14 protein-coding genes are annotated in these 11,004 nt (G+C 42.3%); all 14 read left to right on the forward strand.

Annotation, left to right across the window (positions count from 1 at the left end; translation table 11 throughout):
- A complete protein-coding gene (locus LAJ61_RS10565; RefSeq protein WP_224053886.1) occupies positions 1–1,500 on the forward strand; it encodes a phage minor head protein in 1,500 nt (499 codons plus the stop codon).
- Entirely contained in the window at positions 1,493–1,849 is a 357-nt protein-coding gene (locus LAJ61_RS10570) for a hypothetical protein (protein ID WP_224053887.1), read from the forward strand. The genes LAJ61_RS10565 and LAJ61_RS10570 overlap by 8 nt, the downstream gene beginning before the upstream one ends.
- Positions 1,850–2,182: 333 nt before the next feature.
- On the forward strand, positions 2,183–3,160 hold the full coding sequence (locus LAJ61_RS10575; protein ID WP_224053888.1) for a hypothetical protein: 978 nt from the start codon (positions 2,183–2,185) through the stop codon (positions 3,158–3,160).
- An 81-nt stretch (positions 3,161–3,241) separates the two neighbouring features.
- On the forward strand, positions 3,242–3,601 hold the full coding sequence (locus tag LAJ61_RS10580; RefSeq protein ID WP_224053889.1) for a hypothetical protein: 360 nt from the start codon (positions 3,242–3,244) through the stop codon (positions 3,599–3,601).
- Between the two features lie 76 nt (positions 3,602–3,677).
- Positions 3,678–4,673 carry a major capsid protein gene (locus LAJ61_RS10585; RefSeq protein ID WP_224053890.1) on the forward strand — a complete coding sequence of 332 codons (996 nt, stop codon included), beginning with the start codon at positions 3,678–3,680 and terminating at the stop codon, positions 4,671–4,673.
- A 285-nt stretch (positions 4,674–4,958) separates the two neighbouring features.
- Positions 4,959–5,183, forward strand: a complete 225-nt coding sequence (locus LAJ61_RS10590; RefSeq protein WP_224053891.1) for an Acb2/Tad1 domain-containing protein — start codon at positions 4,959–4,961, stop codon at positions 5,181–5,183.
- A gap of 8 nt (positions 5,184–5,191) precedes the next feature.
- Positions 5,192–5,635, forward strand: a complete 444-nt coding sequence (locus LAJ61_RS10595) for a DUF1320 domain-containing protein (protein ID WP_224053892.1) — start codon at positions 5,192–5,194, stop codon at positions 5,633–5,635.
- Entirely contained in the window at positions 5,635–6,081 is a 447-nt protein-coding gene (locus LAJ61_RS10600) for a phage virion morphogenesis protein (protein WP_224053893.1), read from the forward strand. The genes LAJ61_RS10595 and LAJ61_RS10600 overlap by 1 nt, the downstream gene beginning before the upstream one ends.
- 66 nt (positions 6,082–6,147) lie before the next feature.
- Complete coding sequence (locus tag LAJ61_RS10605) at positions 6,148–6,645, forward strand: phage tail terminator protein (RefSeq protein ID WP_224053894.1); 498 nt, start codon at positions 6,148–6,150, stop codon at positions 6,643–6,645.
- A 35-nt stretch (positions 6,646–6,680) separates the two neighbouring features.
- The gene (locus LAJ61_RS10610; protein WP_224053895.1) at positions 6,681–7,421 is read left to right on the forward strand and encodes a phage tail tube protein; all 741 of its coding nucleotides are present in this window, start codon (positions 6,681–6,683) and stop codon (positions 7,419–7,421) included.
- A gap of 197 nt (positions 7,422–7,618) precedes the next feature.
- A complete protein-coding gene (locus LAJ61_RS10615; RefSeq protein ID WP_224053896.1) occupies positions 7,619–8,638 on the forward strand; it encodes a hypothetical protein in 1,020 nt (339 codons plus the stop codon).
- A gap of 164 nt (positions 8,639–8,802) precedes the next feature.
- The gene (locus LAJ61_RS10620) at positions 8,803–10,002 is read left to right on the forward strand and encodes an IS256 family transposase (protein ID WP_224053897.1); all 1,200 of its coding nucleotides are present in this window, start codon (positions 8,803–8,805) and stop codon (positions 10,000–10,002) included.
- 18 nt (positions 10,003–10,020) lie between these two features.
- Positions 10,021–10,506 (forward strand): hypothetical protein, encoded by a 486-nt coding sequence (locus LAJ61_RS10625; RefSeq protein ID WP_224053898.1) that lies wholly within the window; start codon positions 10,021–10,023, stop codon positions 10,504–10,506.
- Between the two features lie 89 nt (positions 10,507–10,595).
- Entirely contained in the window at positions 10,596–11,000 is a 405-nt protein-coding gene (locus LAJ61_RS10630) for a hypothetical protein (protein WP_224053899.1), read from the forward strand.
- The last annotated feature ends 4 nt before the right edge of the window (positions 11,001–11,004 follow it).

Genomic DNA, 11,004 nt, shown 5'->3' on the forward strand with positions numbered 1-11,004 from the left:
ATGCCAGATAAAACCAAAGACGAACACGGCTATACGCCCGATAATTATCAGCCCTTGCCAAACAAAGAAGCGATTGTCCACTTTAATGGTAAAACGCTATTGACCGCTGAAAGTTATCTTGATGTCAAAGCGTATGAACACGCCTTGGCATTTACCGTGGCGGGGCTGATGGATGAAGACTTGCTCAAAGATGTGCGTGATGCCGTCGCTTCAGCGATGGAGAATGGCACAGATTTTAGGGAGTTTAAACGCACGTTAAAGCCGTATCTCATGGCTAAGGGTTGGCTGGCGGAAACATTGGATGATGGCACGCAGCAGCTAGTGGCAGGGTCAAACAGACGATTACGAACAATCTACAGTACCAATTTGCAAACCGCCTATAGCGCTGGGCAATGGGAGCGAATCCAACAGACTAAAGAATTTTTGCCGTATCTGCAATATATGCCAAGCGTGTCAGAAAATCCACGGCTTAGTCATAAGCGTTATTATGGGCTATGTCGCCCTGCCGATGATGCGATTTGGCAATCTATCATGCCACCCAATGGCTGGGGCTGCAAATGCTGGGTGAAGCAGCTTACTAAACGCCAGGCGCAAAAGGTGGGTATCTCCGAAGAGAAGCCGCTGGAGATGGAAGACTACAAAAACCCTAAAACGGGTGAAGTGTCAAAAATGCCTGTGGGGGTTGATCCAAGTTTTGCCCATAATCATGACCGCTTTACCGCATTGATTCGATCGGCGGAAGATAAACATGGTCGGTTGTTTGCCAATAATCTAAAAGATGAAGCTCAAAAGCTAATGCCTGCCACGTTGCCTGTGGCAAGCGGTGAAACAGTGACCGATACTGTTAAACCAGCTGTCAAAACGCCTGAACAACCCCAGCCAACGCCAGAAACCGAGATTAATTGGGATGAATTAATTTCTCAATGGCTAGAATATGATGTTGAAAGTAGTAAATTGGGGCAATATGAGTACGCCTATAAACGGCTTGATAAAAAGAAATTCCCTTTAAGTAAAGAAGAATTTATTGCGTTACGCCATTATACGGCTAATGGGTTTAAAGACTTGAATAGATACTTGCGGGGTGATTTGCCCGCGGATAGTGATATACAAACACTATTTGACAATGTGGAAAAACTGCTTAATAATGGGCTTGAAAAGTTGCCTTTATATAAGGGTAAAAAGGTTGTTCGGCGAATTGAGCTTAATTCGGAACAAATAAGTGAGTATAATACTGCTTATGAAACAGGTGAAAACATAACCTTTACTGCCTTTAGTAGCACAACAACCAATGCCAAAGATGTCGTGGTTGGTGGTCAAGGAAATGTGCGTTTTGTAATTAAGCATAAGACAGGTCGAGATGTGCGTAAACTAAGCCATTATGAATCTGAAGGCGAGGTTTTATTAGGAACACCGACCAAATACAAAGTTGATAAGGTCGAAGACCTTACCACTAAAAAAGGTTATGTTGAGATACATCTAGAAGAAATTGCTAATGAATGAAATTGAGTTAAAAGACTTAGCTGAAGAAAGATACTTGGATATTAGTAATAGTGTCCTTGCCTTGAGTATCGAGCGTCAGAAAGTGTTAGCTCAGAACCAAAACATGACGTTAGAAGAATACCAATTGGCGGTATTAGATGAGTTGGAAGATGCAAAATTTGAAGATGACTCAGAGCCTTTGACACTTAGGGAGTATCTTGACCAACAGCCACTAGATCAACGCTATCATGCCGCTGGATGGTGCGGTCGTGTTTATATGGGTGATGCAAGCCAATTAGAAGTATTGCAAAAAGCAGGCTATAGTCAAGATGAAATTGACGAAATTGTAAAATCCCAAACAGTCGCCTAATCAAATCCCCCAAAATAACCCACTTTTTCAGTGGGTTTTTTAACGCCCATCATAAACCCATCTATAATAGCGTTTAAAACCCGTTTAAATTGCGCCAGAAACGTTTAAAAGAATTAAGACGCATATTTGCTTATCTAAAATCTAAATGCGCTAAAAACGCCTTAAAATCTCATCTATCAAAAAACCACTGTTTCAATCCACATCTGTATTTTACAGACGAATTTAAATCTTATCATGAAACCACTGAACTGCATCATCTAACCGCAAAAAATCCACCATTCCATAATAGGCTCATCAAAATTTAATCCAAAAATTAATCACTTTGGAAAGCCTATGCCAAAAGCCACTAAAAGCACCAAAACCAAGCCCCACGTCTATCTGTTTAGCGATGTGACCGTTGCCCCACCCAAAGACGGCAGTGCGCCGCGTCAGTTTAGCGGGGTTGCTAACTCTGGTAAGCCATTCAACTACTATGGCGTGCGGGTCATCGTTGACTTGGAAAACTTGAGCTTTAGCGACAAAGTCCCTGCACTGGTAGAACATGAGCGCAGTAAACGGGCAGGCTTTGGCGTACTGTCAGTCGAAAACAACCAACTAATGATTAACGGTACGCTTTTGGACAATGACTTTGGCAATGAAGTTGCTGATGATGCCGATGCCGGTTTTCCTTGGCAGATGTCCGCCCATGTCATTGCCGAAACCGAAGAGAACTTAACAGGCAATAGTACCGCTATCATCAATGGTCAGACCGTGACCGCGCCAATTACCATCTTACGCAATTGCCGAATCCCTGAAGTGTCATTTACCCCGACTGGTGTGGACTCTGAAACGTCCGCGGTTATCTTGGGCGATGACGGAAAAACCCAATTATCAACTCCGCAAAAGGACAATACCATGACCCTAGAAGAAGCCCTAGCTGAAATCGAAAAACACAAAGCTGCTCAGGTAGAGAAAGATAACCGTATCAAAGAACTTGAAGACGAAAACGCCAAGCTCAAAGCGTCTGAAGCGCAAGCCAATGTCGATGCCCAATTAAGCCAAGCAGGTTTTAGCAAGTCTGAAGACGGCAAATGGCAAGGCGTATCAGATACGACTTATCAAGTGCTATTGTCGCAAGATGCAGACAAAGCCCGTGCAATGATTGGTGACTTAAAGCTATCACAACCTAATCGTCAAGACGCGCCCGGTTATCTATTTGGTGAGCAGCATAAGCCAAATGGTAACGGCATCAACCAAGGCGGTAATCAATTTAGCAATAGTTTGGTTGAAAATGCCAAGGCTCGAGCGGGCAATAAAAAAACCTTTATCTAACCCTTATTGGGCGTATGTCTTACGAAGCAGTGCTTCTGCCTTATAGCGAATAAATTTAACAAAATCAGAAGGACAAACACCATGCCACAAACATTTGTAACGATTGGCGATTTGCTCAAGGATGAAGCATCCACAGGCAATCGTATGGATATCCCTGCCCCCACAGGCTTAAAAGCGGGTGAGCTGGTTGAATATACCCCACGGGGTCAGTATCTGGTCGCCTTGACCGATGAGACCTTTGGTAAAACCTTGGTACAGCCGTTTAACTGTGTGATTTTTGCCGATAACATCAGCGAAGCTAGCCTAGAGGCTCATAGCTTAACGGTGCAAGACTTGGCGAATCAAGGTGAGGCTCACGGTATTAAGTACATTAGCCTTAGCAAAAACATTGTGCCTGTAGCTCCTACAACTGGAACGACAGGCGGCACAACTAGCCCTTAATTTTTTGACAGTTGATTTTTTGGGCGTAGGTGATACGCCCAGCTAACCAAAACTCTTTTTATGCAAGGAAAAACCTATGCCTTTATCTAATAATGCCACGTATGGCGTTGTACCGATGACCGAGTCAATCAACAACTTGCCATCGATGCCGACCCAAATCCGTGAATCTGGCTTGTTCGTGCCTGACTATTTGACGACCACTTATGTGGATGTTGAATCTAAGAGTAATCAGCTAACCCTAGTACAGTCTGCCACCCGTGGCACGCCTGGTAAGCCTGTGAATGAAACCCGTGGCGGTAAAAAAACTTTTGAAACCGTGCATCTACCTAAAGATGACGTGGTGCGTGCTGATGACGTGCAAAACGTCAAAGCCTTTGGCACAAGTAATACGGCAACGGCTGTCAATGACAAGGTCAATGCCAAGCTTGAAGGTATGAAAAGTGATATTGACTATACCCGTGAGCATCTGCAACTAGGTGCATTACGAGGTAAGCTGCTCGATGCTGATGGCTCGCTACTTTATGATTTTTATAAAGAGTTTGGCATCCAACGTCCGACCTTTACCCTTAACTTAACCAACAAAGACGCTGATATTGGCGGTCAAACTGACAAAATGCTACGCCAATTACTGCGTGCGTTAAGTGGTGATGTTTCAACCGGTTGGATTGCATTTGCGGGTGAAGACTTTATGGATGCGTATAGCTATCATCCTGCGATTAAAGCCTTATATGACCGCTATAAAGAGTCAGTCGGTCAATATACTGGTAGTGTAACCGCCAATATGGCATTCCAACATCGTGGCGTTACCTTTGTGCCTTATTTACACCAGTTCGGCTCAGAAGTGGATATTAAACCTGATGAAGCTTTGATTGCACCATTAGGCACACGCAAAACGCTCAAAGAGTACTTTGCCCCTGCTGATTTTAACGAAACAGTTAATACGTCTGCTAAACCGTACTATGCTGCTCGTGAGCCTTTGAAATTTAATAAAGGTTGGCAGTTACATGCACAATCTAATCCGTTGCCGATTGCGTTGCGTCCTAAAGCATTGGCAACGCTGAAGATGTCTTAATCAGAATTGATACCCTAGCCACAAGGGCGGTATAGCCGATACTGTGGACAGTGCCAGCGGACGGTGCATTGTGAGCAAAAACATCCGCAAGTTAAGCCGTAATGCTAACAAGCAGACCTCCGACGGTGATTAACTCGGCTAGCCCACGATACGGGCGACCCTATTATGTTAAAGGATAAACCCATGATTAATAAATTACACCGTTTTGAAGCTTATTGGCATTTAATCCCACGCAATGAGCGAAATAACCGTAAAACCAAAGCTAAACGCAAATAAGGAATAGCAATGGACAATCAACACAAAAAAATTAAAGGCTATCGTGAGCTGACCCAAGCCGAAATTGACTTGATGAATGAAGTTAAGGCAAAAGGCGTTGAATTGGGTGAATTGGTCGAAAAACTGATAAATGCTGACGGCTTAGACAAGCGTTGGATTAGCATTGGTAAAACTGACTTACAAACAGGCTTGATGGCGTTGGTGCGTGGTATTGCACAACCAGAAACGTTTTAAGGTAAAAAATGATTACGCTAAACGACTTAATCACCCGCTTTAACAAAGACAACGAGCTTGCCGAGTTGACCGACCGTGAGAACTACGCTGACATCGATGTCGCTGTGGTCAATATGGCTATTCGTGATGCTGAAGGCGTGGTCGAGTCTTATCTTAATGCCGTGGGGTTGGTCAAGCGTAGTCTGGGCGGTGAGCTACTCTACATAGCGAGCGCGACTGTCCCTGAAGCATTGCAGTCAAAAACCTGTGATATTGCCCGCTGGTACCTACACGACGACCAAGTCACCAGCGAAGTACAAAAACGCTATGATGAAGCAATTAAGTGGTTTGAGCGGGTGCAAAAAAACCCTGCCATGCTCACAGGCATTGATGACAAAAACGGCAACACCGATGGCATCAATAGCGGTATTGCAGTAATGGCAAACCCCACACCCAATATGTGGAAAATCTAATGCAAATAGACATTACTCATGATATCCCTGCATTAAATGAGCATTTAACAGCCCTGCAACAGCGATTAAACGGTAATTTAACGCCATTGATGCAAGCGATTGGCTCGGTACTAGAAGGCTCAACCCGACAACGTTTTGCCGATAAGCAGTCACCCAATGGCGTGGCATGGGCGGTGCTGATGCCAGCCACCGTGAAAGCCAAAAATGGGCGTAGCAATATCTTGGTAGATAGTGGCGACTTAATACGCTCTATCACGTTTCACGCGACTAGTGACAGCGTAGTGATTGGTACAGATAGACCGTATGGTAAGTACCACCAGACAGGGACTAAAAAAGCCAATGGCACTACCAAGATGGTCGCCCGTCCGTGGCTTGGGCTGTCAGAACAGGATAAAAGCGATATTGGCGATTTAATTAATGACTTTTTGGCAGGTGAGATCCGTTAAAAAATTGCATCGCAATTTTAGGATCGCAAGGGAATTGCCTTAAATGGCAATTCCAAAGGAGAGAAAATGAGCTTACCCCTTTGGCACGATGATTTATTTGCCTGTTATCCAGCCATGATTGAGCGCCTGCAAACGCTGGTCAAAGATGGCACGGTAAAAATCATCAAAGAAGCTGATGATATCAGCGACTTATTCCCAGATGGCGAAGGTGGCTCACGTCGCTTGCCACTCGATGGCGCGATTTATGTCATCTTTGACAGTGTCAACCCAACGGGCGACAGCAACGACAATGGCAAGAATCAGGAACACGAAATCGGCTTTAGCCTTGTCTATACCGTCAAAAAATATAACTTTCGGGGCTTGTCTGGCATGTCTGTGGGAAAGGTGTTGGCACGCATTGGCAAATGTATGAATGGCTTTGAGCCTGCCAAAAATGGTCGTACCTTAACGCTATCACCCTTTGAGCAACGTAACCCACTGCCTGTACAGTACAAAAACGGATTTGGTTATTTTAGCTTACGCTATGTCACGACCGTGGCGACGTATGCAACTGATTTTGACTAACAATTTAATTTTAACAACCACAAGGAATAAATCCTATGGCATTACATGGTAAAAAATACTCGGGTGACTTACTGGGTCGTAAATATGGCAGTAATGATGCGTTTCAGCCACTCGGCAACGTGACTGAGTTAAAGACTGACGCGAAAGTCAAAGAAGATACGCTACCTAGTACAGGGCGTGAAGACTATGGTCAACCGATTGACAGCGAAATCACCCCAGAACCGACCACGATTAGCTTAAAATTTAATACTTTTGATAAATTTGGCTTGGCACGCGCACTGATGGGTGAAGCGGTTGATTTGACCACCGCGCCTGTGACATTTGCCGATGAGTCTCACAAGGTTAAACTGGGCTGGATTGACCTTGCCAACGATGACATTGATACTGCCAACTTTACCTTAAAAGACAGCACGGGTGCGACGGTAGATCCAACGCATTACGAATTAAATCCACGCCTTGGCATGGTGCGTTTTACTGAGTTGTCCACGTTGGCATCGGATTCAACCTTTACCGTTGATGGCAAGACTAAAGGCTCGGCGGGTTTTCAGATTGATGCCAACACGCTGCAATCGCTACCGCTTGAGCTGAAACTTGATGGTAAAGACCGTATCACGGGAAAAGATGGTAACTTATGGATTCCGCATACCAATTTGTCGAGCGACGGCAGTATTGATTGGTTTAGTGATAAGTGGTGGGAAAACGGCTTCAAAGGCACGCTGATTAAAGACGAAGGTAAGCCAACCATGCGTTTTAAAGAGCTAAATACCACGGCTTAATCGTCACGTTTGATGTTAGAGAAAATAAAAACCGCCTTAGGCGGTTTTTTTACTTGTAACAACTTATTGCAATTACCTTTAGAATGCTATTTCACAATAGTTTAGAATAAGATTATTAAAGTAGCAAATTTACGACATAAGTTGTCGTATGTTGTAAAAGTTTTATTTAATAATTTGTGTTATTAGAGGATAATAAATTGAGTAGAAAGCAACATAAACCTAGGACTGCTTATTACAAAATTGCAAAAATTGGTAATAATCTATTGCTAAGTTCTTTACTATCTAAGGCCTTTACTGAAGAAAATTGCAAATTTCCTAAGCCTGTCAATAGACATTATATTCCTGTACATGGCTCTGAAGACTTCTATGTTCTAAATAATGTCTCAACGTTAAAAGGCATGTTCTTTGGTGAATTAGTCTTTATTGAAAAAGATAAGTTTCAAACAGTTATTCAAATGGACGATGCGTTAGATATTTATAAAACAACCACTGTTACGGTTGATAATGTAAATATTGAAGGCTTAAATGAAAAAGAAATTCAAAATTTTAAAAAAGAATTTGTGGATAGTACGCTTTACTTTGGAGTAACTGGCAATCATATTGCTGTTATTCAAAGCCCAGCTATTAAGACTAAACATTTAGCAGAATATCTAGCCTATATGTTAGGTGAGCATCAGGCAAATTTACTTAGTGATAAAGTTATTATTTTTAAGGATATACCTAGTGAAGAAGCCAAGAAACAACAAAAAAAGCATAAGCCTAAATCAGTAAAGATCAGCCAGCATCTAGTGCCAAATCCGAAAGCTGATAATTCGAGTGGTCAATCTGCAAATTTTAGTTTAGATGGCGCAAATAATAAGCTTTGGGATGCAATTACAGAAAGCTTAGGACTCACTAATCAAGCAAGTAAAAAACTAAAACAAAATATGAGAGGTGATAATTTTATAGTTGATATAGTTCTAAGAATTAAAGGTCAAACTAAGGATGTATCAGATAGTGGTCAACAGCTTTTAGATACTATCTCAACATCGCTTAGTAATCTGGATGATGATGATTATGAGATTGAGTATGCTGGCGGTGCAAAATTGACAGCTGGACAATTTAGGTTAAAGAAAAATATTAGGCTTGAAACAATAAATAACTCTGTAAATCATATTAAGTTAATGAATGACTTATATGATTTTTTAGAAGCAAACATTTCTGACGCCAAGGAATAGACTATGTTAAGACTTAAAGATGATAGAGGGGTTTTTAATTTGCCAATGGTTATATTAACCATTGCTTTAACCTTTATCGCTTTAAGTTTGGCATTTATTAATAGGGTAGTGTTCAAAAAACTGTGTCATTTCACTAAACTATTCACAATAGAAGGAATGACACCATGCAAAACTTTGACTTTAACGAAGCCTTAAAAGCTATTCAATCTGGTAAACCCATCACAGGCAGTGATGGTGTCCTTGCCCCGCTCATAAAGCAACTCACCGAAGCGGCACTATCGGCTGAGATAGACAGCCACCTTGAGCAAAACCCAAGTAACAATCGCCGTAACGGCTACAGCAAAAAGACCGTCAAATCAGCCGTTGGCAGCTTTGAGCTTGAAACACCACGTGACCGCAATGGCGAATTTGAACCTGTCTTGGTTAAAAAGCATCAGACTAAGCTCACCCCTGAAATTGACAACCGCATCCTATCGCTGTTCTCGCATGGCATGAGCTATACCGCCATCAAAGACCACATTACCGAGATGTATCAGCTAGAAGTCTCAGAAGCCACCATTAGCAATATTACTGATAGTCTTATCCCACAGCTTAAAGCCTGGCAATCAAGACCACTCGATAGCGTTTATCCGTTTGTCTGGCTCGATGCCATCCACTACAAGGTTAAAGACGAAGGACGCTATGTTAATAAAGCTGTTTACACGCTGTTAGCACTCAATACTGAAGGTCGTAAAGAACTTATTGGGCTATACTGCTCTGAAAGCGAGGGAGCGAACTACTGGCTATCGGTACTCACTGATTTACACAATCGTGGCGTACAGGATATTCTGATTGCCTGTGTTGATGGCTTAAAAGGTTTCCCTGAAGCCATTCAAGCCATATTCCCTAATACTGAGGTGCAATTGTGTGTGATTCATCAAATCCGTAACAGTATTCGTTATGTGGCAAGTCGTGACCAAAAAGCCTTTATGCGGGATTTAAAGCCTGTGTACAAAGCTGTGAATAAAGAATCTGCTGAGTTAGCACTTGATGAGCTCGATAGGCTATGGGGCAGTAAGTACCCTGCGGTGATTGCTTCTTGGCGAGATAAGTGGCATTTGCTCAGTGCCTATTTCAAGTACCCCGAAGCGGTTAGAAAACCCATTTATACGACCAATGCGGTTGAAGCGGTTCATCGCCAATTTCGTAAGTTGACCAAGACTAAGGGAGCGTTCCCAAATGAAACTAGCTTGCTTAAATTACTGTATGTTGGTATGTTAAATGCGTCAGAGAAATGGACAATGCCAATTAATAATTGGGGGCAAACAATGATGCAGTTGTCTATCCATTTCCCTGGTCGATTAGATGATATGATTAATCTTTAATTCACTTGACACAGAGTTTTGAACGCCCTCATTAATAGTCCTTACCTATTAAAAATTGATTTTAAGTGGTTTCAGACCTCAGCCTTTTTTATTGTTGCTTTAATTGCACAAATGTTTTTTAAGCTAAATGATACTAAAGATTTGACCAAAGTTACTGAGAGCGAATTTAATAATATCAAGGATGATATCAATGATCGTGTTTCACGGCTTCTTAAAGTATTGTTATTTTATTTTTTGTCTGCGGTAATATTAAGTGCTATACATGGCACTATAGCTAGCCTTTTAGGTGAGAAAAATAAAATATTAACAATTGAAGAAATTAATTTTATTAAGAGATTCTATCTTTTGTCGTTATCCTATGTTGTAGCGTGGTTATTTAGTGTTTGGAACGCTTATACATTATATATAGAAATTTCAGAATTGAAATCTGAAATTGCACAGGGTGAGATTGATAAAGAAGGCCGTAAAAAGGCTGTAGAGCGACTAATAGGAAAAGCTAAATAAATCTACTGAACACCATCAACTAACGCCAATTGACTATCACTGCCAAAATACCGCTATCACTATAGCGGTATTTTTTTGGATAACGGTCTATGTCAAATTGGACACTCAAACGCAACGACAACGGGCAAACGCTTGAACTGCACCGCCAATACAAATGGTCGGATGAATACGGCTGGACGCCAGTTGTGCAGTCAAGCCCTGTCATCACGCTATCGGGCGCTGTCGATATCCAGCAAGGCACACTACTCGCTAATCGACCTATCACATTAGACAGTAAGCACGTATGGATTGAGCGTCAAATCGTGCAACAACTACAAGCTTGGGCATCGGTACCAGAACTGACCTTTACGCTAACTCATCCAGACGGGCGCACATTCAATGTGATGTTCCGCGCACCGTTTATTGACAACGTGTCAGAGATTAAGCCTGTCCGTCCAGAAGACGAACTGCCCACCGACAAGATGAAAGCTAATATCCACTTTCGCACCGTTTAAATGC

Origin of the sequence: Faucicola osloensis, from assembly GCF_020041925.1 — a bacterium.
GTDB classification, from domain to species: domain Bacteria; phylum Pseudomonadota; class Gammaproteobacteria; order Pseudomonadales; family Moraxellaceae; genus Faucicola; species Faucicola osloensis_D.

Bases quoted from the DNA above. Each gene is read 5' to 3' on its own strand.
- LAJ61_RS10570 (WP_224053887.1), top strand. From the start codon at position 1,493: ATGAATGAAATTGAGTTAAAAGACTTAGCTGAAGAAAGATACTTGGAT.
- LAJ61_RS10610 (WP_224053895.1), top strand. From the start codon at position 6,681: ATGGCATTACATGGTAAAAAATACTCGGGTGACTTACTGGGTCGTAAA.
- LAJ61_RS10600 (WP_224053893.1), top strand. From the start codon at position 5,635: ATGCAAATAGACATTACTCATGATATCCCTGCATTAAATGAGCATTTA.
- LAJ61_RS10630 (WP_224053899.1), top strand. From the start codon at position 10,596: ATGTCAAATTGGACACTCAAACGCAACGACAACGGGCAAACGCTTGAA.
- LAJ61_RS10605 (WP_224053894.1), top strand. From the start codon at position 6,148: ATGAGCTTACCCCTTTGGCACGATGATTTATTTGCCTGTTATCCAGCC.
- LAJ61_RS10580 (WP_224053889.1), top strand. From the start codon at position 3,242: ATGCCACAAACATTTGTAACGATTGGCGATTTGCTCAAGGATGAAGCA.
- LAJ61_RS10595 (WP_224053892.1), top strand. From the start codon at position 5,192: ATGATTACGCTAAACGACTTAATCACCCGCTTTAACAAAGACAACGAG.
- LAJ61_RS10575 (WP_224053888.1), top strand. From the start codon at position 2,183: ATGCCAAAAGCCACTAAAAGCACCAAAACCAAGCCCCACGTCTATCTG.
- LAJ61_RS10585 (WP_224053890.1), top strand. From the start codon at position 3,678: ATGCCTTTATCTAATAATGCCACGTATGGCGTTGTACCGATGACCGAG.
- LAJ61_RS10620 (WP_224053897.1), top strand. From the start codon at position 8,803: ATGCAAAACTTTGACTTTAACGAAGCCTTAAAAGCTATTCAATCTGGT.
- LAJ61_RS10565 (WP_224053886.1), top strand. From the start codon at position 1: ATGCCAGATAAAACCAAAGACGAACACGGCTATACGCCCGATAATTAT.
- LAJ61_RS10590 (WP_224053891.1), top strand. From the start codon at position 4,959: ATGGACAATCAACACAAAAAAATTAAAGGCTATCGTGAGCTGACCCAA.